A 25,450-nucleotide genomic window follows, 5' to 3' on the forward strand; every position below is an offset into this window, starting at 1 on the left:
GGTTTTTGCATTTAAAAGACAAAATTTAGACCCTTCACTACACTATATCCTCACATTCATTTCCACCTAATGGTAATATAAATTCACAATTATTTTCTGTTCCCATTACAAAACATGTATTTTTAATTTGTGCAAAAGCTTTGCAAATCGTATAATGAATGTTAAGTGGTTGCTGTTCGGGATATTTTTTAGGAGGAAATAAATTGACAAAAAAGAAAAATGAATTAATTCGCATCATCCCACTTGGTGGCGTGGGCGAAATTGGAAAAGCAATGTACGTAGTAGAAATTGATGAAGAGCTATTTGTAGTCGATAGCGGCTTAATGTTCCCTGAAGACGAAATGTTGGGCATTGATATCGTCATTCCAGATATTGCGTACTTGGAGGAAAATAAAGATCGTGTAAAAGGGATTTTCTTAACGCACGGTCATGAAGATGCAATTGGCTCGATTGCCTACGTATTACAAAAATTGAAAGCGCCAGTGTACGGGTCAAAATTAACAATTGCACTTGCAAAAGAACATTTAAAGGATTTACCTGCACCACATCAGGTGAAATTCTTTGAGGTTACAAACCGTAGTCGTATGAATTTTAACTCAACGTATGTGACATTCTTCCATACAACACATAGTATTCCCGATTCGTTAGGGGTAGTGTTCCATACATCTGAAGGAGCAATTGTTCATACAGGTGAGTTTAAATTCGATCAATCAGCGACAGGTAAATTTAAGCCTGATTTAGCAAAAATGGCACAGTTAGGGGAAGAGGGCGTATTTATTCTGCTATCTGAGTCGTGTGAAGCTGAGCGACCAGGTTATACGACATCTGAGATTGTGATTGAAGAGCAATTATCAAAAACATTCCATTCAGCGCCAGGTCGTATTTTAGTTGCCGTTTATGCATCGAATTTTATTCGAATTCAACAAGTATTTACACAAGCTCAAAAATCGTTCCGTAAAGTAGCCATTGTAGGAAAACCTTTAGAGAAAGCTGTGGATTTAGGTGTACAGCTAGGCTACTTAACGGTAGAGGAAGATACAATCATCCCTATCTCAGAAATGCAAAAGTATCAAGATGATGAGATTATTATTATTGCAACAGGTAATAAAGGGGAGCCACTTGATGCATTAGAAAAAATTGTCCGTAAACATCACCGAGACATTAAAATTAAGAAAAATGATACAGTATTAATTACTTTTACACCATCTCCAGGTATGGAAGTACAGATGGCTAATACGATGAACTCCATCGCAAAAGCAGGTGCTGAAATTCTGACATCTAGCAAAAATGTACATGTGTCAGGTCACGGTAGCCAAGAGGATTTAAAGTTAATGCTTAACTTAATGCAACCAAAGTACTTTATCCCTGTGCAAGGTGAATACCGCATGCTGATTGCTCACTCTAAGCTTGCTCAACAGCTAGGTATGCAAAAATCACAAATTTTTATCGCTGATAAAGGTGATATTGTAGAGTACAAAAATGGTAAAATGCGAATGAGTGGTCGTGTACAAGCTGGTAATGTTTTGATAGACGGTATTGGTGTTGGCGATGTAGGTAACATTGTACTACGCGATCGTAAGTTATTATCACAAGATGGTATTTTCATTGTTGTAGTAACATTAAATCGTGCTCAAAAGAAAATTGCATCTGGTCCGGAAATTTTATCGCGTGGTTTCGTATATGTACGCGAATCAGAGGAATTAATGGTGGAAGCTTCTGATATTGCTAAAAATGTTATTGAAAAATACGTGGGTAAAGATACGTTTGAATGGACAAACATAAAACAAGAAATTCGAGATACACTGAATACGTATTTATTCCAAAAAACAAAACGCCGCCCAATGATTATCCCAATCATTATGGAATATTAAAAATAACTCATCGTTGAAGCTTTGAGTAAGAAATGAATGAAAAAGGATTTTCTAACCGAATGTGAACGGTGGAAAATCCTTTTTTTGGCCCGTTACTAAAAGTTGGGGATGACCTTTGTTAAAGCGCAAGCTATGTATATAGGTTGATGGCTGTGAAGGCTGGGTGACTCCTTGGGGATTTAACTTCTTTCAGCAATGTTTTTTGTAACGAAAGTGACACGTCAGCTAAAGAAGTCTCCCGCCTCTATAGGTGGATAAGACCCCGGAGCGCAAGAGAATCGGCTCATCGGACGCTCCGGCAAGCACTCAGTTGGAACGGAAATCACCCCACGCTATGGTAATGAGCCTTTTTTTTGAAATAATCAAGTTCTACATGTTATTATTCGCTACATATATAGAATGGACTGCAAAAGAAGGTGGAATAGATGGCGACTAGTAAAAAGCGAAAAATCACTAAAGGAAAAGCAACAACAGAAAAAAAAGAAATGCACCCGCTTATGTATGAAATTTTAGGACTCATCTTAATTGCGATAGCGGTTATTATGATTTTTGAATATGGCATGATTGGACGTGTCCTGCAAACAATAGCAATGTTTCTTTTTGGAAATATACATTTTGCTGTGCCGTTTATGCTTATATTTATTGCACTGTTGCTTATGATTGGTCGAAAAAAAGTAAGCATGAAGGATCGTCTAATATTAGGTATGCTCCTAATCGTTATGAGTTTAACCATTTTTAGTCATGGTATTCTTTTTGAACAATTATCGAAATCTGGTGGTTTATTATCAGATTCTGTTTTGCGAGAGTCTTGGCGAATTTTAATTAATACAGAGGGTGTCATTCATCGAAGTGATGCACTTGGCGGTGGTATGATTGGTGCACTGTTATTTAGTGCGCTACATGTATTATTTGAGGCAACAGGAGCGAAGGTCGTCGCGTGGGTTATTTTCTTTATTGGGTTAATTTTAGTAACAGGAAAGGCGCTTGTTCCATATTTAGCGGAAAAAATGCCCGACCTTTTTGGCAAATGGCAAAAGAAACATCGTGAAAAGAAAAAAAATGTGCCAAAGAAACCTAAAAATCGTCGTTCAAAAGTAGAAAGCAAGGATGAAATTGCTGCTGTCAATCAGACACCTGAGATATATGAGGAAGAAGAGGAAGAGGTTTCTCATGAACCAATTATTTCTGCTTTTACTCAAAATGTATCCCATGAACGAGAAGTATTTGCAACTGCTGAAAATGAAGGTGTTGAACATGGAGAGATAGTTGATGATGTCCATATTGAAGGGGCAGATGCTGTAGAAAATGCAGATTATCAACTTCCTTCGTATAGTTTATTACAATTACCACCACAACATGACCAAAGTGGTGAATATTCTGTTATTCAAGCAAATGCAAAAAAACTTGAGCAAACATTGCAAAGCTTTGGTGTAAAGGCCAAAGTAACGCAAGTTCATTTAGGTCCGGCTGTAACGAAATATGAAATATTGCCAGATGTGGGCGTGAAAGTGAGTAAAATTGTAAACTTACAGGACGATCTTGCTTTAGCACTTGCCGCGAAGGATATTCGTATGGAGGCACCTATTCCTGGAAAGTCTGCAATCGGCATTGAAGTACCGAATAGTGAGGTAGCCATTGTCACACTGCGTGAAGTGTTAGAATCTAAAGATGGAGCAAAGCCGGAAGCGTTACTGCAAGTCGCATTTGGTCGTGATATTACAGGGCAAGCGGTACTTGCAGAGCTTAATAAAATGCCGCATTTACTTGTTGCAGGTTCAACGGGCAGTGGGAAAAGTGTGTGTATAAATGGTATTATCGTGTCCATACTAATGCGTACGAAACCTCATGAAGTAAAACTCATGATGATTGACCCAAAGATGGTGGAATTAAACGTCTATAACGGAATTCCGCATCTACTGGCACCAGTAGTTACAGATGCACGAAAAGCGTCTCAGGCACTAAAGAAAGTAGTGTCAGAAATGGAACGCCGCTACGATTTATTTTCTCATACAGGTACACGTAATATTGAGGGCTATAATGGCCATGTACAAAAGGTAAATGAGCAAACGGATGAAAAACATCCGAAATTACCTTATATTGTGGTAATTGTAGATGAGTTAGCGGACTTAATGATGGTTGCATCAGGTGATGTTGAGGATTCTATTACACGTTTAGCACAAATGGCACGTGCTGCAGGGATTCATTTAATAATTGCAACTCAACGACCAAGTGTAGATGTCTTGACAGGTGTTATTAAAGCAAATATTCCTTCGCGCATTGCCTTTGCGGTATCGTCAGCAATTGATTCAAGAACGATATTAGATATGGGGGGAGCAGAGCGTTTACTCGGTCGAGGAGATATGCTGTTTTTACCTGCCGGTGCATCTAAACCAAAAAGGGTGCAAGGTGCCTTTTTATCAGATCAAGAAGTTGAATCGGTCGTTAATTTTGTTATAGAACAGCAAAAGGCGCAGTATCAGGAAGAGATGATACCGACCGAAGAAGAAACCGTTTTAGAGGAAACGGATGAGTTATTTGATGAAGCTGTGCAATTAGTGGTAAGTATGCAGACAGCTTCTGTTTCCATGTTGCAGCGACGCTTCCGTATCGGCTATTCAAGAGCTGCGCGTATTGTTGATCAAATGGAACAACGCGGTATTGTCGGGCCTTCTGAGGGTAGTAAACCTCGTCAAGTGCTCATTCATCAATATGATAATTAACACAAAAATAATAACAAATTAGTGGATAATATTGTATTTTTGTCTATTAATTTGAAAAGGTTGTGGAGAAAGGGTGAATTCTATAACAGATTTTATTTAAAACTGTTTATTTCATTCTGCAAAAATGTTATATTTATGAACGATTAGTAGGAATGTTGTACATCAGATGTCTGATCTCTGATTTTGGTGGTGATATATGTGACTATTAAAGCAGATCATCGTCATCTCTATCTTCAAGTAATTGATCGTTTAAAGTCTGACATTGATACAGGCGTTTTTAAAGAAAATGAAAAACTGCCTTCAGAGTTTGAATTATCGAAATCACTAGGAGTAAGTCGAGCAACACTTAGAGAAGCGCTACGGCTGTTGGAAGAAGAAAATGTCATAGTGCGTCGACATGGGGTGGGGACGTTTGTAAACCCTAAGCCATTGTTTACATCAGGTATCGAGCATTTATCGAGCATTTCTTCTATGATCGAGTCAGCAGGTATGGAACCCGGTTCCCGCTTTTTAAAAGCGACGGAAAACATACCTTCTGAGGAAGATTTAAAACGCTTCCAATGTGATGGCGGAGATAAAATACTCACGATTGAACGTGTCAGAACAGCAGATGGTGAACCAGTAGTATACTGCATTGACAGACTACCTGCAAGCTTTCTGCCAACTGACTTTGTAGAAAAAAAAGAAGTTTCACTTTTCTCGGCACTTGAACAATCCGGTAAAATTCATGTTGCCTATGCTGTGACATATATTGATCCAGTTGGGTATCATGAGCAAGCATCACCGATTTTAAATTGTGGCCGTGAAACAGCTCTTTTAGTATTAAAGCAGTTGCACTACGATGATCATGATCAAGTAGTGTTATATTCAAAAAATTATTTCAGAGCTGATAAATTCAGCTTCCATGTAGTTCGTAAACGGGTGTAGAACATTTCTAAATATTTTTCCTGCTAATTACATTACCTTTGGGGGGTTATCAAAATGAAAAAACGTAAATTTGGCTTAGTATTAACATCAGTTTTAGCAGCTAGTGCAATCCTAGGTGCATGTGGTGCGAAAGACGAAGAAAAACCTGCAAAAGAAAATGAAAATGCAACATCAGGCGAAAACAACAAAGAAGAAGCGTTCTCAGTAGCAATGGTTACGGACGTAGGTGGCGTTGATGATAAATCATTCAACCAATCTGCTTGGGAAGGTGTTCAAGCTTACGGTAAAGAACATGGCCTAGAAAAAGGTAAGGGCGGCTTCGACTACTTACAATCAAAAACAGACGCAGATTATGAAACAAACTTAAACAACTTAATACGTCGAGACTTCGATTTAGTTTTTGGTATCGGTTACATGATGGCTGACGCAGTTGAAGCTATTGCTACAGAAAACCCAGATAACAATTTTGCATTAATCGACGCTGAAGTAAAAGCAGATAACGTTGTTAATGTAATGTTCAAAGAGCAAGAAGGCGCTTTCTTAGCTGGTGTAGCAGCTGCAAAAATGTCTAAATCAGGTAAAATCGGTTTCGTAGGTGGCGTAGATATTCCAGTTATTAACCGCTTCGAGGCTGGATTCGTTGAAGGCGCAAAAGCTGTAAATCCAGATATCGAAATCCAAAAAAAATACACTGGTGCATTCGATAAAGCTGATCTTGGTAAAATTACTGCAAACAGCATGTACTCTTCAGGTGTAGATGTAATCTTCCACGCTGCTGGTGCAACTGGTAACGGTGTATTCTCTGAGGCAAAAGAACGTAAGAAAAAAGATCCTAATGCAAATGTATGGGTAATTGGTGTAGACGCTGACCAATACGAAGAAGGTAAAATTGACGATAAAACAAATGTAACTTTAACTTCTATGTTAAAAGGTGTTAACACAGCAGTAGTAGATATTTCTAATAAAGCGAAAAACGGTGAATTCCCAGGTGGTCAAACGCTTACTTATGGTTTAGCTGAAGACGGTGTGAAACTTGCAGATTCTCGTGGTGCAATCCCAGCAGATGTTCAAGCTGTCATTGACGAATATAAAGAAAAAATTGCTAAAGGTGAAATTAAAGTTCCAGAAAAAGTGAAAAAATAATTCATCTTTTACTCATCATAAGGGACTTTTAGAAGACCCTTATGATGATTTTTTAATCTATCGTTATATTTCGACTATTTGCAATACTCAATTAGACTATATTTTTATTTACCATAGAGGTAGTAATTTTTCTATGAGTTTATCGTAAGAATAGTAAGATGGTAACAAGTTAATAGAAGAAAGGTTTCTAACGATGACCTTTCCTGTATTAATTTTTCTTCATTCAGAAGATATCTACCTCTATTGTTGGGTTAAGATATGCGTGAGTTTATGGTTAATTGGGTTTCATAATGCCCACTGAAAGAAGATAAAACCTTTGGCTGAAGTCAATGTTATACGATGTGAAAAACGTTGGGCTAACAGTGATTATGGCTAGCATTTAGATTAGTAGACTCGTTTATTAATATCAAATTAATGTTGTCTCAAAAAAATCTAAATAACATTTCAAAAACTGGACGTATTGCTTATCTGTACCAAAAGTCAAAGCGGCAGATACTAATACGCACGGCAAATTTTATTTTACAAAAGTGCCTATTAAGGGAGTGACAAATTTGGAATACGTGATTGAGATGCTAGGAATCCGAAAAGAATTCGGTGGTTTCGTGGCGAATAATAACATCACCCTCCAACTGAAAAAAGGCGAAATCCATGCATTGCTAGGCGAAAATGGTGCAGGTAAATCGACTTTAATGAACGTTCTTTTTGGTTTGTATCAACCAGAGGGTGGCGAAATTCGAGTTCGTGGGAAGGCTGTAAAAATTACAAACCCGAATGTGGCTAATGATTTAGGGATTGGTATGGTCCATCAACACTTTATGTTAGTGGAAAATTTTACAGTGACAGAGAACATTATTTTAGGTTCTGAACCTACAAAAATGGGGATTGTTAACATTAAAGATGCGGCAAAGAAAGTACAAGCACTTTCTGAAAAATATGGTTTAGATGTTGATCCATATGCCAAAATCGAGGATATTACTGTGGGGATGCAACAGCGTGTTGAAATTTTAAAAACATTATACCGCGGTGCAGAAATTTTAATCTTTGATGAACCGACTGCATCTTTAACACCACAAGAGATTACAGAGCTTATTCAGATTATGCAACGCCTAATTGCAGAGGGTAAATCTATTATTTTGATTACGCATAAGCTAAAAGAAATTATGGAAGTCTCTGACCGTGTGACGATTATCCGAAAAGGTGAAGGGATTGGAACAGTTACAACAGCTGAAACAAATCCTGACCAATTAGCAGAAATGATGGTAGGTCGTCAAGTCGAATTTAAAACCGAAAAAACTGAAGCAAAACCAACTGAAGAAGCGCTTACGATTGAAAACTTAGTCGTTACAGACTACCGCAATATTGATAAAGTAAAAGGTCTAAGCTTAAAAGTTCGTAAAGGTGAAATAGTTGGTATTGCCGGTATTGATGGTAACGGGCAATCCGAATTAATCGAAGCTATTACAGGCCTACGTAAAATTAAAAGTGGTAACGTTAAATTAAATGGCAAAGATATTACAAATATGAAGCCTCGAAAAATTACAGAGGAAGGCGTTGGGCATATCCCACAAGACCGCCATAAGCACGGTTTAGTATTAGATTTCCCAATTGGCCATAATATCGCGCTGCAAACATATTACCAGTCTCCAATCGCTAAGGGCTTTGTCATGGACTACAAGAAGGTCTCTGAAAAAGCACGCCAAATTATCGAAGAGTATGATGTGCGTACTGGTAATGGTGAAATGACACCAGCACGTGCCCTTTCAGGTGGTAACCAACAAAAAGCAATTATCGGTCGTGAAATTGATCGTAATCCAGATTTATTAATTGCGGCATTACCAACACGTGGTCTTGACGTAGGTGCTATTGAGTTTATTCACTCTCGCCTGATCGAGCAACGTGATAAAGGAAAAGCAGTACTATTAATTTCATTTGAATTAGATGAGGTCATGAATGTTTCGGACCGTATCGCTGTAATTTATGATGGTCAAATTGTTGATGAGTTAAATCCGAAAGAAACAACAGAACAAGAGCTTGGCCTATTAATGGCAGGACAAAGTAGTAAAAATAATATGCATGGTGCGAAGGAGGGGAACGACTAATGTCAAATCGTGTCATTAATATACTCGTTCCTATCATCTCTATCATTATCGGTTTAATTGTTGGGGCTATTGTGATGTTAGTCAGCGGCTATGACCCAGTACAAGGTTATATGGCCCTTTGGACAGGTATTTTTGGAGATTCATATTCAATTGGGAACACAATTCGTCAAATAACACCGTACATTTTGGCAGGTCTTGCAGTAGCATTTGCCTTCCGTACGGGACTGTTCAACATCGGTGTTGAAGGTCAGCTAATTTTAGGTTGGCTAGCAGCAGCTTGGGTAGGATATGCATTTGAACTACCTAAAGTTATTCATTTACCATTAGCATTACTGGCGGCTGCAGCTGCTGGTGCATTTTGGGCCTTTATTGCAGGTTTCTTAAAAGCGAAATTTAAAGTTCACGAAGTAATTGCGACAATTATGTTAAACTATACTGCGCTTTATATTGCGAATGCAGTGATTAGTAAATTGTCCGACGGTGGCTTTAAAACAGAACGAATTCATGAATCGGCTTCTTTACGTTCTCCGTTTTTAAGAGAGCTTACAGACAATTCAAGTCTTCACTATGGGATCATTGTTGCACTGTTAATGGTAGTTGTTATGTGGTTCATATTAGAAAAAACTACACGTGGCTATGAGCTAAAAGCAGTAGGATTTAACAAGAATGCTGCAGAATATGCGGGTATGAGCGTTAATAAAAACATTATTTTAGCTATGACGATTTCAGGTATGTTCGCAGGTCTTGGTGGTGCGATGGAGGCACTAGGTACTTTCGGAAACGCCTCTATTAAACCAGGCTTTACTGGTATAGGTTTCGATGGTATCGCCGTTGCCTTACTTGGTGCCAACACACCACTAGGAGTAGTTTTTGGGGCTTCATTATTCGGCTCACTTAAATACGGAGCGCTAAATATGCCAAATGCTGCGGGTATTCCAGAGGAAATCGTATCTATTATTATTGCGTTAATTATTTTCTTTGTAGCATCAGGTTATATCATACGAGTAGCATTACAAAAATTGAGCAAGAAAAAGGAGGGGCAATAACATGAGCTTTTTAGAAATGTTATATTTCATCATCCCTTCTGCAATTCTTTATGCAACACCTTTAATTTTTACGGCAATCGGTGGCGTATTCTCTGAACGTTCTGGTGTAGTAAATATCGGACTTGAAGGTTTAATGATTGTTGGTGCATTTGTTGGTATTTATGTCAATTTAGAATATGCTTCAACATTCGGTGAAGCAACCATTTGGGTGGCGATGCTGGCAGCTGTCATTGCTGGAGGAATCTTCTCACTTCTCCATGCAGTTGCGTCTATTTCCTTCCGTGCCGATCAAACGGTATCGGGGGTTGCTATCAACTTATTAGGTTTAGCGGTATCTGTATTCTTAGTAAAAATGATTTATGATAAAGGTCAAACGGATATGATTACCCAATCAATAGACCGTTTTGGTATCCCTTATTTACAGGATATCCCATTCCTTGGTCCATTATTATTCCGTGATGTCTATAGTACGTCAATTTTAGCTTTTGCAGTAGCTATTGGGGCATGGTTTATCATTTATAAAACACCATTTGGGTTACGTTTACGTGCTGTTGGTGAGCACCCAATGGCTGCAGATACAATGGGCGTAAAAGTTAATAGAATGCGTTATATTGCTGTTGTTATCTCTGGGGCATTAGGTGGTCTTGGTGGTGCAGTTTATGCACAATCAATTACACTTAATTTCTCACATGCAACAATTGCTGGGCAAGGCTTTATGGCCATTGCAGCAATGATTTTCGGGAAATGGCATCCGATTGGTGCGCTAGGTGCAGCCTTATTCTTTGGAGTAGCACAAACGTTAAGTATTGCAGGGAGCGGTATTCCTTACATTCAAGACATTCCTGCTGTCTACCTACAAATTTTACCGTACGTATTAACAATTCTTGCATTAGCAGGATTTATCGGTAAAGCGAATGCACCGAAGGCTAGTGGGCAACCTTATATTAAAGGTAAACGTTAATAAAAACAGATCTATCGAGGAAGACTGGGCGAAAATGCTCAGTCTTTTTTTGTACATAGCACTAATGTTTGGGAAAATAAAGGTTGGAAATTAATCTTTTTCAACAAACCTCATGTAATTTTACATATTTATATACATACTTTGGATTCTTTTTGCAATTATAGACAATAGACATGTATAGTATGTGTAGTACATTGTTATATTAAGAAAGATAGGAGGGTTCCCATATGTTTAAAACAATACCTTTTGCAAAAGGTGTCAATTTGCATATCCGACAAACAACCCAATTTAAAACCGTAAACTTTTCAATTAAATGGAGAAGAGCATTAACGGCCAAAAGTGCCTCTGAACGCACGGTGTTAACAAATGTTTTGCAACACAGCAATGCCAAATATACAACAACAGCTGCATTCCGTAGTTTTTTAGATGACTTGTATGGCACAGTGTTGTATTTTGACACATCTAAGCGTGGCAATGAACATACAGTACTGATGAATGTAGAAGCCGTTAATGATCATTACTTGGCAAATACAAGTGTTTTAAATGAAGTGATTGGTTTATTGCACACAGCAATATTTGAACCGAATTTAGAAAACGGTGTATTTAAGGAATCTATTGTGGAACGTGAAAAGAAAACGGTTATTCAGCGTATTGAATCCATTTTTGACGATAAATCTCGTTTTGCACAGCAACGCCTTCAGCAAATTTTACGACCGAATGAACCGGCGTCTATTTCTGCTAATGGAACTGTCGAGGACATTCAAAATATTACCTCAGCATCATTGTTTGAAGCATACCAATCCATGCTTGCTAACGATAAAATAGACATTTATGTCGCAGGTGATATCAATGAAGACGAAATCGTGGCGAAGTTGAAAAAAGCGCTACCATTTAATGATCGTACACCTGAAGAAATTCCTGCTGTACTTCCACAACAGCAACCACAAAATGATTATGTACGTGAACAACAAGAGATGAAGCAAGGAAAGATGCATATTGGCTTTAGTACACCAGTACGATTTGGTAATCCAGATTTCGCAAAAATGCAAATCTTTAACGGGGTGTTCGGTGGTTATCCTCATGCCAAATTATTTATGAATGTTCGCGAAAAGGAAAGTTTAGCCTACTATGCGTCTAGCTCATATGCATCACATTATGGCTTAGTCTTTGTTGTGTCTGGCATCGAACCAAAGAATGAAGAAAAGGCACTATCACTTATTAAGGAACAACTTGCTGTTATGCAAGCAGGTGATATTACGAATTTAGAATTAGAGCAAACAAAGGCAATGCTGACGAATCAGCTAAAAGAATCATTGGATTCTGCCCGAGGACAAATAGAAATTTTTGACCAATATAAAGATTTACCTGAGGAATTCGCTGTTGAAACCTGGGCAAATAAATGGAAAGCTGTTACGAAGGAAGATGTTGTTGAAATGGCGAAGCAAGTACAGCTAGAAGCGGTCTATTTCTTATGTGGAAAGGAGCAAGCCGCACAATGAAAACAATTGAATTCAAACAATTAGATGAAACTTTGTATTATGAAAAACTAGAGAATGGCTTAGATGTCTATATTTTACCGAAAAAGGGCTTTTCAAAAACATTTGTGACGTTCACAACAAAGTACGGCTCTGTTGACCGTACATTTATGCCAATGGGTGAAACAGAAAGCATTACTGTACCAGATGGTATTGCCCACTTTTTAGAGCATAAAATGTTTGAAAAAGAAGATGGAGACGTCTTCCAAAAGTTTAGTGAGTATGGTGCTTCGGCCAATGCCTTTACGTCATTTACACGTACGGCGTATTTATTTTCATCGACAGACAATATTTACAAAAGTACTGAAACATTATTAAATTTTGTTCAAGAGCCTTACTTTACAGAAGCTACAGTCAATAAGGAGAAGGGCATTATTGGTCAGGAAATTACGATGTACGATGATCAGCCAGATTGGCGCCTGTATTTTGGCACAATCGAAAACATGTACCATAATCACCCAGTCAAAATTGATATCGCTGGCACAATAGAGTCGATTGACGGCATTACAGCGGATCATTTATATACGTGCTTCAATACATTTTATCATCCGTCCAATATGCTATTATTTGTCATTGGTGCTGTGGATCCTAATGAAATGATGACGTTTATTCGTGACAATCAAAACAAAAAAGAATTCCCTGAACCAACTCCAATTCAACGCTTCTTTGATCAGGAGCCGACAGAGGTTGCTGTCAAAGAGCGTGAATTGCATATGGATGTACAAAAGCCTAAGGTCTATGTAGGCTTAAAAGCAAAAGAAACGAATCTTTCTGGTCGTGACATGTTAAAGCATGAGCTGTCTGTTCAAATTGCACTTGAACTTATTTTTGGACGTACATCTAATTTTTATGAGCGTGTCTATGAAGATGGTTTAATTGATGAAACGTATGCCTTTGATTTTACGTTAGAAAGTGGTTTTGGTTTTGCTATGATTGGTTCGGATTCAACCGAACCTGCTGCATTGGAAAAGGCAATTAAAGAAGAATTGGCAAAGTATGAAGGAAATGCACAATTTGAAAGTGCCGATTTAGAACGAGTGAAACGTAAAAAAATAGGTTTCTTCTTACGTGCACTGAACTCTATTGAATTTATCGCAAACCAATTTACACGTTATTCGTTTAATGAGATGAATTTGTTTGATGTTGTGCCGGTACTTGAAGAACTAACGATTGATGATTTGAAAAAAGCATTTTCTTCGATTCAAGGTGAAGCTCAACAAACTGTCTTTAAAATTTTACCTACAGAGAAGGGCGAACAGTGAAAAAGTTTGCCCTCGTGTTAGGTGCATCGGGTGAGATTGGCCGTGCTATTTGTCGGAGTCTGGCAGATGATGGTTGGTCCATCTACATACACTTTTCAAACAATGAGAAAGCAGCTCAGGCTTTATACTGCTCTCTTTCAGAAAATTTCCCTGCACAGGAGTTTATGCTTGTACAGGGGGATTTTTCGAAAATATCTGGGGCGCAATCGCTAGCATCTCAAATTTTTAATGTGCAAGCGATTGTATTTGCGAATGGTCAGGCGCATTATTCTCTACTTGAAGATACTACAATGGAGGATATGGAAGCATTATGGCGTGTGCATGTACAAAATCCTATGCGTCTGACGGCATTGCTTTCATCAAAGCTTCGCGCTCATGATGTCAGCTATGTGCTTTTTATCGGTTCCATTTGGGGAGAGGCCGGGTCCGCTGGTGAAGCACTTTACGCCACTGTGAAGGGAGCCCAGCATGCTTTTGTAAAGTCCTATGCGAAAGAAGCGGCATTGTCACGAATTCGTGTGAATGCTATTGCACCGGGCTTTATTGATACATCGATGAATAGTCATTTAAGTGAAGAGGAGCTTGTATATATTTTGGAGGACATTCCTTTAGGTAAAATTGGGCAAACTACGGATGTTGCTGAAATGGTGCGCTTCTATCTTTCTGGAAAAGCAGATTATGTTACGGGACAAATAATTCGATTAAACGGTGGCTGGTACATATAATTTTCTTTTTTGCACATACTACATGTGTAAAGGAGGAGGAACATATGACCATTTTAGAAAACTGGCAAAAATGGACATCGTTTTTAGGACAAAATGTTATGCAGGCAGAATCAAGCGGTATGCCAAAGAAATTGATTCAACAGGCTGCGGTACAAATTGGCGAATATTTGGCGACAAATGTCGATCCTAAAAATGAACAAGAGCGAGTGCTGTCGGATTTATGGGGCGTTGCCTCTGAAGATGAAAAAGAAGCATTGGCGAATTGTGTCGTTAAACTTGTACAAAATAAGCATGTGCAGTAAAAAAAAGAGGAGAGTTTATCTCCTCTTTTTTCTATATGAAGAAGCAATTTTGGCATAGAAAAGGGAACGTATGTAAGCCTATTTTGAATGCTTTTTAAAAAAATAGTAAGTTTTTAAAAATAACGCCGTAATTCCATATATTCGAACTTTTAATTACATAAAAAATCAGCTATGATGGAACTTATAAAGGATTTATTACGTTAACTAATAGGAAGGGAACGAGTGTGTTTGAGCGATTGGTACTTTGAATATGAAATTCAGGTGAATCGCCCTGGATTATTAGGAGATATTGCTTCACTTTTAGGGATGCTTCGTGTCAATATTATTTCAATAAATGGTGTCGATGAGGATCGACGTGGTATGTTAGTGCATACAGACAACGATGAGGCAATTGAACGTTTTCGTACAATTGTTTCGACAATGGAACATATCAACGTTACCAAATTTCGACAACCTAAACTCCGTGATCGCTTAGCTCTGAGGCACGGTCATTATATTCCTCGAGATGCAGATGAAAAAAATACTTTCCGCTTTGTACGAGATGAACTTGGTATTTTAGTTGACTTTATGGCTGAACTCTTTAAAAAAGAGGGGCATAAGCTCATTGGAATACGAGGAATGCCTCGTGTTGGGAAAACCGAGTCGATTGTAGCGGCTAGTGTATGTGCCAATAAAAAATGGATTTTTTTATCATCTACAATGATTAAGCAGACCGTCCGCAATAAACTTGCTGGTGATGAATTCAGTGACAATAATATTTTTATATTAGATGGCATTGTGACGCGTCGTTCGTCTGATGAACGGCATTTGCAACTAGTACGTGAAATGATGAGTATGCCTTCTATTAAGGTCGTCGAGCATCCAGATATGTTTGTTCAGCATTCAGAATATAAGATTGAGGATTTTGATTATATCATTGAATTACGTCATCACCCAGATGAAGAAATTACGTATGAAATAATGGAAAAAAACCATATGATGTCCGAATCCGATTCATTTGGAGGATTTTAATTTTTAATTTAATATTAAAGTAGGTGTTATGAGTGGCAGAATTGGGGACTCGACTGAAAGAGGCGAGACTGTCTAAAGGCTACAGCTTAGACGATTTACAAGAAATAACGAAAATTCAAAAGCGTTATTTAGTAGGAATTGAAGAGGGCAATTATTCGATTATGCCTGGTTCGTTTTATGTACGAGCTTTTATTAAACAATATGCAGACGCTGTAGGTTTGAACGCAGAGGAAATTTTAGAAACCTATAAGAGCGAACTGCCAGGTACAAAAAATGATCAAGTAAGTCAATCGATGACGAATAGCCCAAGTAGAAGAAAAGTTTCAAAGGGACCTTCCAATAAAATGATGGAGTCAATGCCAAAAATAATCGTTGGTTTATTTATCATTGTCATTATTGTGGTGATTTGGGTGCTAATGCAGTCTAAAAATAATGCAATACCAGATGTTAAAGACGATATTCCATCAGAAATAGAATATGATACAAAAGTAAAACCAATAGATACAGAAAAAGAAAAAGAAAAAGAAGATAAAAAAGCTCAAGCGAATGCTAAACAAGACTCAAAAGATTCAGCAAAGGAAACATCTGATGAAAAACAAACTGAAGAGGTTAAGCAATCGATTTCAGCTGGAGCTATTGAAGCGGATGGAGCTACGACTTCTTATACGTTAGCAGGTACAGATACATTTAAAATACGTATTGAGGTATCAGGTCCTACATTTATTGGTATTCGAAATCAACAGCAACAAGAAATACTAACAGATACTCGTGTATACAATGCAGGTGAAGTAGTGGAATTCGACGCAACATCTCAAAACTACGCACGTATCCGTTTAGGTAATTCAGCGCAAGCTAAGGTATATATTAATGACGAGCTTTTAACGTATGCACAGCAAATTGTAACGCAAAACATCGTCATCAATTTCAATAAAGAATAGTAGTCATCTAGTGATGACTACTTTCTTTCATCATGAAAGGTGTTAGTAAAATGAACATTCCAAATAAAATTACCATCTCTCGAATCTTACTTATTCCGTTCTTTGTCATTGTGATGATGTTTGATTTCAACTGGGGAACAATGTCACTATTCGGTGCGAAGATGCCTGTTCATCATTTTATAGGTGCACTTATTTTTATTTTTGCTTCAACAACTGATTGGGTGGATGGTTATTATGCACGTAAGTATAATCTTGTGACAACATTTGGGAAATTTTTAGATCCACTAGCGGACAAGTTGCTAGTTTCAGCAGCTTTTATTTTAATGGTAGAGCTTGATATGGCGCCTGCCTGGATCATAATAATTATTATTAGCCGTGAGTTTGCGGTAACTGGTCTTCGTTTAATATTGGCAGGCGAAGGAGAAGTTGTTGCGGCAAATCAGCTTGGTAAAATTAAAACATGGACTCAAATTATGGCTATTGCAGCAGCGCTTTTACACAATACAATCTTTACACTGATTGGTATTCCATTTGATGAAATTATGCTATATATTGCATTGTTCTTTACAGTATGGTCTGGATGGGATTATTTCTATCTAAATCGACGTGTCTTACTTGAGTCTAAATAAGAAAGGTCTTGGGGATCATGAATGCTGAAATTCTTGCAGTTGGCTCAGAGTTATTGCTTGGTCAGATTACGAATACAAATGCGAGATTTATTTCTAACCAGTTGTCTGAGTTAGGGATAAATGTGTATTATCACACTGTTGTAGGGGATAATGCGAAACGTTTAGAAAAGGCTATTTCTGTTGCAGAGACTCGTGCTGATTTAATCATTTTTTCTGGTGGGCTTGGTCCTACAAAGGATGATTTAACAAAGGAAACGATTGCTCGTCATCTTGGCGTTTCACTCGAATTTGATGAGATCGCACTGACGTATATTGAGCAATTTTTTGCAAAACGAGGACGTCCAATGACGGACAATAATCGTAAGCAAGCTTTAATACTAGCAGGTAGTGAGGTGCTTGCCAACCATCACGGTATGGCACCTGGCATGATACTAACAAAAGATGAGCGTACGTATATTTTGCTTCCAGGGCCACCCAAAGAACTTGAGCCGATGTTCCAGTTTGAGGCAAAGCCAAAGCTTAGTGTGATGTTAAATACTGGAGGGGTAATTGCATCTCACGTTATGCGCTTTTATGGGATTGGTGAGGCAGAGCTCGAAGTACGTGTCCAAGATATTTTAGATTCACAAACAAACCCAACTGTTGCTCCACTTGCTTCTGACGGCGAGGTTACATTACGTGTAACTGCCAAGACAGAAACGGAGCAAGAAGCGCAGCAGCTTATTGCCGCAAAGGTGGCAGAGATTCAAGCGCTTGTTGGTGACTATCAATACGGCAGTGATGATGATTCTCTTGCCTCTAAAACAGTAGAAATGTTACTAGATAATAAGTTAACAATTGCTGCGGCAGAGAGTTTAACAGCAGGGTTATTTCAGTCAGAGCTTGCTGAGATACCAGGCGTAGGGGATGCCCTTGTCGGTGGCGTTGTTACGTATACAGAAGGGGCTAAAATTAAGCAGCTCGGTATTTCTAAAGAATTATTAGATACACATGGGATTGTAAGCAGTGAATGTGCAGCGGCCATGGCTAGTACAGTACGTAAGAAATTCGGTACGGATATAGGTATTGGATTAACAGGTGCGGCAGGTCCTACGGCGCATGATCATCAACCAGTAGGGACGGTTTGGATTGGTATTGCAATTGGTGATGAAGAGCCAATTACGTATTTACTTCATTTATCGGGCATGCGCAATACAAATCGACTTCGTACGGTGAAGTTTACATGTCATTATTTAATGCAACTTTTGGAAGAAAGAGGCTTTACAAAACGCTACTAATAGAAGTGAAAATAGAAATTTGGGTAATGAAAAGTTACCCAAATTTTTATTTTGAATAAAAAACGAATAAACGTTCGCTTTTTTCTTGCGTCTTCTCTTAAAAACAAGTATAGTAGAGATAGAGAAAAACAGTGAACAGTTTTCGAAGGAGGAAAAGGAATGAGTGATCGTAAAGCAGCCTTAGAACAGGCGTTAAAACAAATTGAAAAGAACTTTGGTAAAGGTTCTATCATGAAACTTGGTGAAAAGACGGATTTAGAAATCGCTACATCTTCAAGTGGTTCGTTAGCACTTGATGCTGCATTAGGTGTTGGCGGTTATCCACGTGGACGTATTATTGAAGTATATGGCCCTGAATCATCAGGTAAAACAACGGTTGCTCTTCATGCCATTGCAGAAGTACAAGCAAATGGTGGACAAGCAGCATTTATCGATGCCGAGCATGCACTAGATCCAATTTACGCACAAAAATTAGGTGTCAATATTGATGAATTATTATTATCACAACCAGATACAGGAGAGCAAGCACTTGAAATTGCAGAAGCTTTAGTACGTAGTGGTGCTATCGATATTATCGTCATTGACTCCGTTGCAGCTTTAGTTCCAAAAGCTGAAATTGAAGGAGATATGGGTGACTCTCATGTCGGACTACAAGCTCGTTTAATGTCTCAAGCATTACGTAAGCTTTCAGGTGCTATTAATAAATCAAAAACAATTGCTATTTTCATCAACCAAATACGTGAAAAAATTGGTGTTATGTTTGGTAATCCAGAAACAACACCTGGTGGTCGCGCGCTTAAATTCTACAGCTCTGTTCGATTAGAAGTGCGTCGTGCGGAAGCTATTAAACAAGGCAATGACATAATGGGTAACCGTACAAAGATTAAAATTGTGAAAAACAAAGTAGCACCACCGTTCCGTACAGCTGAAGTTGATATTATGTACGGTGAAGGCATTTCAAAAGAGGGCGAAACTGTCGATTTAGGTGTTGAATTAGACATCGTTCAAAAAAGTGGGTCTTGGTATGCTTACGGTGATGAGCGCCTTGGTCAAGGCCGTGAAAATGCCAAGCAGTATTTAAAAGAAAATACAGCAGTCCTTGATGATATCGCGAATAAAATCCGTGCTTCTTATGGCATGGCATCTGCTTCTTACACAATTGCTGCGCATGATGAAGATGAAGAAATGGACGAAGAGTTACAACTTCTACTTGAAGACGAAAAATAATTTTTAACTTATTGAAATAAGTTAAGATGCATTGTTCCCACTCTTAAGAGTGAGAGCAATGCATTTTTTTGTATTTATACATACTAGAAAATAAGGATGAATAGAATTATCGAAACGACGGATAGAACGTCATCATAAAAATGTGTTGATCTATGTACTACTTTTTATATTTTTAATAAAAAATTATAAATGTGGCTTAGTGTAAAGGTAGTGGGAATTAATTCTCTTAATGGAGGTGACTTACTTTTTTCTTAAGAAGGGCGAACAGATGCCCGACTATCCTTGACAGAGCTTGAGGCTAGCTATACAATTAAATATGTATAATTTCTGAATTATGACTTTAAATAGGCAATGCAATGTATGCGCCTACTGAAACTGTATTACCTAAATAGCAAGAGGAGGTGTTCATATGGATGGAATTACTATCATCTCCGCTTTGCTTGGACTCATCGTTGGTGCCGCTGTTAGCTATATCTACATGAAAAAAGTGAATGACTCAAAAATCACTGGTGCTAAACACGTTGCTGAAACAATCGTTGAAGAAGGAAAACGAGAAGCGGAGGCATTGAAGAAAGAAGCACTACTTGAAGCCAAAGATGAAACTCACAAATTTCGTACTGAAGCAGAAAATGACATTCGTGAACGTCGTTTAGAACTTCAAAAACAAGAGAACCGTTTATTGCAAAGAGAAGAGAATCTTGATCGCAAAGATGATGCTCTAAATAAGAGAGAAGCAGGCTTAGAGAGAAAAGAACAGGCTCTAGCCGAAAGACAACAGCATATTGAACAGATGGAAAGCAAAGTGGACGAGCTCGTTGCCTCGCAAAAAACAGAGCTAGAACGAATTTCTGCTTTAACTAGAGATGAAGCAAAAGCTATTATCTTAGGAGAAGTAGAAAAAGAGCTAGCAACTGATATTGCTGTGATGACGAAGGAAGCTGAAACACGTGCGAAGGAAGACTCAGATAAAAAAGCACGTGAAATTTTATCACTGGCACTGCAGCGCTTTGCAGCAGACCATGTTGCAGAAACAACAGTTTCTGTCGTGAACTTGCCAAATGATGAAATGAAAGGTCGTATTATTGGTCGTGAAGGTCGAAATATCCGTACGCTGGAAACGTTAACCGGTATAGATTTAATTATTGATGATACTCCAGAAGCGGTTATTTTATCAGGCTTTGATCCAATTCGTCGTGAAACTGCTCGACTTGCACTTGAAAAACTTGTACAGGATGGCCGCATCCACCCTGCTCGAATTGAGGAAATGGTGGAAAAAGCTCGTCGTGAAGTGGATGAACAAATCCGCGAAACTGGTGAGCAAACAACATTTGAAATTGGCATTCATAATTTACATCCAGATTTAATGAAGATTTTAGGCCGCATGAAATATCGTACAAGCTATGGACAAAACGTTCTAAAACATTCAATTGAAGTCGCGTATTTATCAGGCCTGCTCGCTGCAGAACTTGGTGAAGATGTAGCATTAGCTCGTCGTGCAGGCTTATTACATGATATTGGTAAGGCAATTGACCATGAAGTTGAAGGTAGTCACGTCGAAATCGGTGTGGAGTTAGCAACAAAATACAAAGAACATCCAGTCGTTATAAACAGTATTGCTTCTCACCATGGTGATACAGAAGCAACATCTGTTATCGCTGTTTTAGTAGCTGCAGCTGATGCATTATCAGCAGCTCGTCCAGGTGCTCGAAGTGAGACACTTGAAAATTATATCCGCAGACTTGAAAAGTTAGAAGAAATTTCTGAAAGCTATGATGGTGTAGAAAAATCATTTGCGATTCAAGCTGGTCGTGAAATCCGTATTATTGTGCAACCTGAAAAAATTGATGACTTGGCTTCACATCGCTTAGCGCGAGATATCCGTAAGCGTATCGAAGAAGAACTTGATTACCCAGGTCATATTAAAGTAACAGTCATTCGTGAAACACGTGCAGTGGAGTATGCGAAATAATATTGAAAGTTAGAGGTTTCTCTAGATGAAAATCTAGAGAAGCCTCTTTTTTTTTTATTGTTTCTATCATAGGAGAGCCTAAGCGACGTATAGAAAGGCGGAGCGACGGAAAGGAGAGTCAAAGCGGCGGATAGGAAGGCGGAGCGACGGAAAGAAGCCAAAGCGACGTATAGAAAGGCCTAAACGACAGTTAGAATAGCCCGAAGCACCGATTGAACTTTAACATCTGATACATATCTAGAAAAAAGCACTATGTTAGTCATGTTTAACAAGTATTTTTCATAAAAGAGAAGAAGGCCAATTAGATAATCAGTCATTAAAGAAGAAAGTTGTGATATAGATGATTGATCTACATGCTCATTTATTATTCGGTGTTGATGATGGGCCAAAAAATAAAGCGGAATCATTAAAGATGTTGCAGCAAGCATCCGGTGAAGGAATAACAGAAATAATTTGTACGTCCCATGTGATGCATCCACAATATCATGTTAATTATTCACTTGTAGAGGAGCAAACAATATATTTACGACAAGCATTAGAGGAGCATCAGATACCAATCATACTGCATACAGGGCATGAAGTGCGTTTACATGAAGAACTACATACTTTGATTATGCAAAAGCAGCTTCATACATTAGCGAATTCTAACTACATTCTTTTAGAATTACCCTCTAGCACAATCCCTGCGTATACGAAAAGAATGATTATACTGTTGAAGGCAGCGGGTTATACACCAATCCTTGCGCATCCTGAACGAAACTATGCCATTCGAGAAAAACCGACGCGACTTGAAATGTTGATTCAAGAAGGTGCATTAACGCAAATAACGGCTGGAAGTTTAACAGGTCTTTATGGTAAAGAGGTACAGCGTTTATCGTTAGCGTTAGTGCGAGCGAATTATATTCATACATTTGGATCCGACGCGCATAACGTAACATCGAGGCCATTTCTTTATAACAGAGCTCTCAATTACCTTGAAAAGCAGAAGGAGCTAGATGCTGTTGATCAACTTTTAAAGAATAATGCACTTGTCATCGCAAACAAGCCGATACTTCCACTTGAATTGGACAAAATCTACACGAAGAAATGGTGGGATTTTTTTACAATCTAACTAGAATTGAGCGTGATTTTCAGATGAAATTGTGTTCCACGCTACTGTTTAGCGCCCTTATATTTATGAGCTTAATGCAACCCGTTGAAGGGATTTATCATAAATTAACATTGTTGATTAGCCTAGTAATAATCCTTCTATCCTTTCTAATGCATAAAAAAATAATCATCCAAAATGTACAAGCCAGCCTATTTTTTAGTTTATATACTTTTTTTTGTGTTATATCCGCAGGGGTCAACCAGGATTTAGGACTATTAAAAAATAGCCTTCAGTTATTTTGCATTTTTTTAGCTGTAGCGATTTTCTTTAATGATATCGTGAGAAAGCATGTGAAAGAAGTTGTCCTTAATGGTGTTTTATTAGCATATATACCATTTCTTATTTTATGTTTTCAAGAAAATCATTTTATGTTCGGTGCTTTTTCAGGGATATTTGAAAATCCAAATACATTAGGATTTTCTATGATTGGTTTGATGGTTGTGGTACTTATGAAGCTATATGAAATAATAGTGGCCATGCTGGAGGGGCACCGACAGCTGAAATTAACTATTCTTTTAGGGATTTATACAATTATTTATTTATTTGCTTTGTATGTCATTATGCTGTCAAACGCACGTACATCATTATTAACAATTGCCATTGTGACAATAGTTATGATTGTCTTAGTAGTAAAAAGGATGAAAAAAAGATTTTTACCATTATTAAAATTTATTTTTTTATTGATAGCAGCTTGCTCAATACTAGTAATAGCTATTAATGAAGTTGACATGATGCAGAAGGCGTTTCAAAGTATTCTTTTGAAAATGGAGAAAAAATCTACAAATATTACAGATGGTCGTCTTGAAATATGGAAATATGTATTTGAGCATTTTAATTTTTGGGGACATGGTGCTGAATCACTATGGGCAATTGGCGTTTCTCATGCCCACAATACATTTTTAAATATATTGCAGGAGGCGGGCTTACTGTCGCTAGTATGTTATGCTGTCTTTCTTATTTCGATTGCGAAAGGCCATAGTCAAATGGACAAACAACTAATGGTGTTTACAGTCTTCGTCGTTGTTGCTGCACTTGGTGTATCTACATTTGAAATTCTCTATTTTAATGTGCTTCATATACTTGTCTTCGTAGTAAGCGGATTTGACAGAAATAAAAATTCGACTTAGTTATTGTAAAAATATTTTACCGAATAACTGTAAGGCTTACTTAATATACTTAATTAATAGTACAATAATCCGCATTTGTAGGAGGGAATCTATTTTTGTGAATGAAGAAATTACAGTGCAAAGTATAGTAAAAACATTGCAAAAACGCTGGTTCTTTATCCTAGTGCTTACAATGTTGTCGATGGGTATAGCTGCTATGGTAAGTTTTTTTATTTTAACACCCATATATGAAGCGGAAACACAAATAATAGTGAATCAAAAAAGCTATGATAATCAGCAACTAGTAGGGGCACAAAATGTTGATACGGATCTTCGGTTAATCAATACGTACAACGTCATTATTAAAAGCCCCGCTATTTTAACGAAGGTGATTGATAAGCTGTCACTAACGACCACACCTGAACGATTAATGAATCAAATAGACGTCTCTAGTGCGAGTAATTCTCAGGTAGTGAATATTCGTGTACAAGATGAGAAAGAGTCTAGGGCTGTAGAAATTGCCAATACTGTCGCCGAAGTTTTTAAAGAAGAAATTCCTGTGCTCATGCATGTGGACAATATCAATATTTTGTCTGTAGCGAAATCTAGTGAAAATGCAGCAGCTGTTAAACCAAACAAAATATTAAATATACTAATAGCAACTATCGTTGGTTTTTCTCTGGCCCTTGTGCTTGCTTATATGATGGAAACATTTGATAAAACAATCAAAACTGAACGCGATATCGAAGAAATTTTATCATTACCGGTTATCGGGGTGGTCAGTAATATAGAGTCGCAAGTAAGGAAGAAGTCTAAGTCTAGGGGGAACCCATAATGTTTTCGATGCGAAGGAAAAAGAGGAATAAATCACTGATGGCTCGCAAGCTAGTTACTGTTTCTGATGCTAAATCAATTCCATCTGAGCAGTTTCGGACGATTCGTACAAATATTAAATTTGCACAGCCAAATCAAGATGTGAAAACTATTTTAGTAACGTCCTCTATTCCGGGGGAAGGAAAGTCTACAAACGCAGCGAATATCGGTGTAGTTTTTTCACAAGAGGAGAAGAAGGTCTTAATTGTCGATGCCGACATGCGTAAGCCGACTCTCCACCATACATTTCATCTCGCCAATAGTGTAGGCCTCTCCTCTATATTATCTAGGCAGGAAAAGTTTATAGATGTGATCCAAAAAACGTTTGTAGAAGGAATAGACATTGTTGCAAGTGGACCAATTCCACCAAATCCAACTGAGCTACTGGCATCTGAAACAATGATATCTTTTATGGCAATCGCCAAAGAAAAATACGATATCGTTATTTTCGACGCTCCGCCTTTATTATTTGTATCTGATGCACAAATTTTATCCAATAAGTGCGATGGAACCTTACTGATTGTCAATTCTGGTGTAGTTGGGAAAGCTGCAGTTTTAAAATCAAAGTCCATATTAACAATTTCACAAGCCAATATTTTGGGAATTGTATTAAATAATTTTAAAATGAAGCGCAATATGTATGATCAATATTATGGAATAGAGTAAGGGTGACTAAAAA

Annotated in this window: 21 protein-coding genes; all 21 read left to right on the plus strand. The window is 37.9% G+C overall.

Going from position 1 to position 25,450, the window contains the following annotated elements; genetic code table 11:
* Positions 1-203 precede the first annotated feature (203 nt).
* Positions 204-1,871, plus strand: coding sequence for a ribonuclease J (locus ACVWXS_RS00760; protein WP_374963466.1), 1,668 nt, complete (start codon positions 204-206; stop codon positions 1,869-1,871).
* Between the two features lie 425 nt (positions 1,872-2,296).
* Complete coding sequence (locus ACVWXS_RS00765; protein ID WP_456955362.1) at positions 2,297-4,591, plus strand: DNA translocase FtsK; 2,295 nt, start codon at positions 2,297-2,299, stop codon at positions 4,589-4,591.
* A gap of 198 nt (positions 4,592-4,789) precedes the next feature.
* Entirely contained in the window at positions 4,790-5,518 is a 729-nt protein-coding gene (locus ACVWXS_RS00770; RefSeq protein ID WP_368635411.1) for a GntR family transcriptional regulator, read from the plus strand.
* Positions 5,519-5,572: 54 nt separating this feature from the next.
* On the plus strand, positions 5,573-6,661 hold the full coding sequence (locus ACVWXS_RS00775; protein WP_456955364.1) for a BMP family lipoprotein: 1,089 nt from the start codon (positions 5,573-5,575) through the stop codon (positions 6,659-6,661).
* A 551-nt stretch (positions 6,662-7,212) separates the two neighbouring features.
* Entirely contained in the window at positions 7,213-8,760 is a 1,548-nt protein-coding gene (locus ACVWXS_RS00780) for an ABC transporter ATP-binding protein (RefSeq protein WP_456955366.1), read from the plus strand.
* A complete protein-coding gene (locus ACVWXS_RS00785; protein ID WP_456955368.1) occupies positions 8,760-9,806 on the plus strand; it encodes an ABC transporter permease in 1,047 nt (348 codons plus the stop codon). The genes ACVWXS_RS00780 and ACVWXS_RS00785 overlap by 1 nt, the downstream gene beginning before the upstream one ends.
* Before the next feature lies 1 nt (position 9,807).
* On the plus strand, positions 9,808-10,767 hold the full coding sequence (locus ACVWXS_RS00790) for an ABC transporter permease (protein ID WP_456955371.1): 960 nt from the start codon (positions 9,808-9,810) through the stop codon (positions 10,765-10,767).
* A 227-nt stretch (positions 10,768-10,994) separates the two neighbouring features.
* A complete protein-coding gene (gene yfmF, locus ACVWXS_RS00795; protein ID WP_456955373.1) occupies positions 10,995-12,266 on the plus strand; it encodes an EF-P 5-aminopentanol modification-associated protein YfmF in 1,272 nt (423 codons plus the stop codon).
* On the plus strand, positions 12,263-13,564 hold the full coding sequence (gene yfmH, locus ACVWXS_RS00800; RefSeq protein WP_456955375.1) for an EF-P 5-aminopentanol modification-associated protein YfmH: 1,302 nt from the start codon (positions 12,263-12,265) through the stop codon (positions 13,562-13,564). Before yfmF ends, yfmH begins: the two co-directional genes overlap by 4 nt.
* Positions 13,561-14,289, plus strand: coding sequence for an elongation factor P 5-aminopentanone reductase (gene ymfI, locus ACVWXS_RS00805; RefSeq protein WP_456955377.1), 729 nt, complete (start codon positions 13,561-13,563; stop codon positions 14,287-14,289). Before yfmH ends, ymfI begins: the two co-directional genes overlap by 4 nt.
* A 44-nt stretch (positions 14,290-14,333) precedes the next feature.
* Positions 14,334-14,591 carry a DUF3243 domain-containing protein gene (locus tag ACVWXS_RS00810; protein WP_068983095.1) on the plus strand — a complete coding sequence of 86 codons (258 nt, stop codon included), beginning with the start codon at positions 14,334-14,336 and terminating at the stop codon, positions 14,589-14,591.
* A gap of 228 nt (positions 14,592-14,819) precedes the next feature.
* Complete coding sequence (locus ACVWXS_RS00815; protein WP_068983492.1) at positions 14,820-15,602, plus strand: DUF3388 domain-containing protein; 783 nt, start codon at positions 14,820-14,822, stop codon at positions 15,600-15,602.
* Between the two features lie 32 nt (positions 15,603-15,634).
* A complete protein-coding gene (locus tag ACVWXS_RS00820; protein ID WP_456955380.1) occupies positions 15,635-16,540 on the plus strand; it encodes a helix-turn-helix domain-containing protein in 906 nt (301 codons plus the stop codon).
* Positions 16,541-16,590: 50 nt separating this feature from the next.
* On the plus strand, positions 16,591-17,169 hold the full coding sequence (gene pgsA, locus ACVWXS_RS00825) for a CDP-diacylglycerol--glycerol-3-phosphate 3-phosphatidyltransferase (protein ID WP_068983093.1): 579 nt from the start codon (positions 16,591-16,593) through the stop codon (positions 17,167-17,169).
* 17 nt (positions 17,170-17,186) lie between these two features.
* On the plus strand, positions 17,187-18,446 hold the full coding sequence (locus ACVWXS_RS00830; protein WP_427419862.1) for a competence/damage-inducible protein A: 1,260 nt from the start codon (positions 17,187-17,189) through the stop codon (positions 18,444-18,446).
* 159 nt (positions 18,447-18,605) lie between these two features.
* Positions 18,606-19,673 (plus strand): recombinase RecA, encoded by a 1,068-nt coding sequence (gene recA, locus ACVWXS_RS00835; RefSeq protein ID WP_368635400.1) that lies wholly within the window; start codon positions 18,606-18,608, stop codon positions 19,671-19,673.
* A 409-nt stretch (positions 19,674-20,082) separates the two neighbouring features.
* On the plus strand, positions 20,083-21,642 hold the full coding sequence (rny, locus tag ACVWXS_RS00840; protein WP_368635399.1) for a ribonuclease Y: 1,560 nt from the start codon (positions 20,083-20,085) through the stop codon (positions 21,640-21,642).
* A gap of 340 nt (positions 21,643-21,982) precedes the next feature.
* Positions 21,983-22,753: a tyrosine-protein phosphatase gene (locus ACVWXS_RS00845; protein ID WP_456955383.1), complete on the plus strand. Its 771-nt coding sequence runs from the start codon at positions 21,983-21,985 to the stop codon at positions 22,751-22,753.
* A gap of 317 nt (positions 22,754-23,070) precedes the next feature.
* Positions 23,071-23,919, plus strand: coding sequence for an O-antigen ligase family protein (locus ACVWXS_RS00850; RefSeq protein ID WP_456955385.1), 849 nt, complete (start codon positions 23,071-23,073; stop codon positions 23,917-23,919).
* Between the two features lie 97 nt (positions 23,920-24,016).
* A complete protein-coding gene (locus tag ACVWXS_RS00855) occupies positions 24,017-24,733 on the plus strand; it encodes a YveK family protein (RefSeq protein ID WP_456955387.1) in 717 nt (238 codons plus the stop codon).
* On the plus strand, positions 24,733-25,437 hold the full coding sequence (locus ACVWXS_RS00860) for a CpsD/CapB family tyrosine-protein kinase (RefSeq protein WP_402986809.1): 705 nt from the start codon (positions 24,733-24,735) through the stop codon (positions 25,435-25,437). The genes ACVWXS_RS00855 and ACVWXS_RS00860 overlap by 1 nt, the downstream gene beginning before the upstream one ends.
* Positions 25,438-25,450: the final 13 nt, after the last annotated feature.

The organism is Lysinibacillus sp. TE18511, assembly GCF_054062295.1.

Excerpts from the sequence above, each read along its gene's own strand:
- ACVWXS_RS00765 (WP_456955362.1), top strand. The coding sequence starts at position 2,297 with ATGGCGACTAGTAAAAAGCGAAAAATCACTAAAGGAAAAGCAACAACA.
- ACVWXS_RS00775 (WP_456955364.1), top strand. The coding sequence starts at position 5,573 with ATGAAAAAACGTAAATTTGGCTTAGTATTAACATCAGTTTTAGCAGCT.
- ACVWXS_RS00785 (WP_456955368.1), top strand. The coding sequence starts at position 8,760 with ATGTCAAATCGTGTCATTAATATACTCGTTCCTATCATCTCTATCATT.
- ACVWXS_RS00790 (WP_456955371.1), top strand. The coding sequence starts at position 9,808 with ATGAGCTTTTTAGAAATGTTATATTTCATCATCCCTTCTGCAATTCTT.
- yfmF (WP_456955373.1), top strand. The coding sequence starts at position 10,995 with ATGTTTAAAACAATACCTTTTGCAAAAGGTGTCAATTTGCATATCCGA.
- yfmH (WP_456955375.1), top strand. The coding sequence starts at position 12,263 with ATGAAAACAATTGAATTCAAACAATTAGATGAAACTTTGTATTATGAA.
- ACVWXS_RS00810 (WP_068983095.1), top strand. The coding sequence starts at position 14,334 with ATGACCATTTTAGAAAACTGGCAAAAATGGACATCGTTTTTAGGACAA.
- pgsA (WP_068983093.1), top strand. The coding sequence starts at position 16,591 with ATGAACATTCCAAATAAAATTACCATCTCTCGAATCTTACTTATTCCG.
- ACVWXS_RS00830 (WP_427419862.1), top strand. The coding sequence starts at position 17,187 with ATGAATGCTGAAATTCTTGCAGTTGGCTCAGAGTTATTGCTTGGTCAG.
- recA (WP_368635400.1), top strand. The coding sequence starts at position 18,606 with ATGAGTGATCGTAAAGCAGCCTTAGAACAGGCGTTAAAACAAATTGAA.
- rny (WP_368635399.1), top strand. The coding sequence starts at position 20,083 with ATGGATGGAATTACTATCATCTCCGCTTTGCTTGGACTCATCGTTGGT.
- ACVWXS_RS00845 (WP_456955383.1), top strand. The coding sequence starts at position 21,983 with ATGATTGATCTACATGCTCATTTATTATTCGGTGTTGATGATGGGCCA.
- ACVWXS_RS00860 (WP_402986809.1), top strand. The coding sequence starts at position 24,733 with ATGTTTTCGATGCGAAGGAAAAAGAGGAATAAATCACTGATGGCTCGC.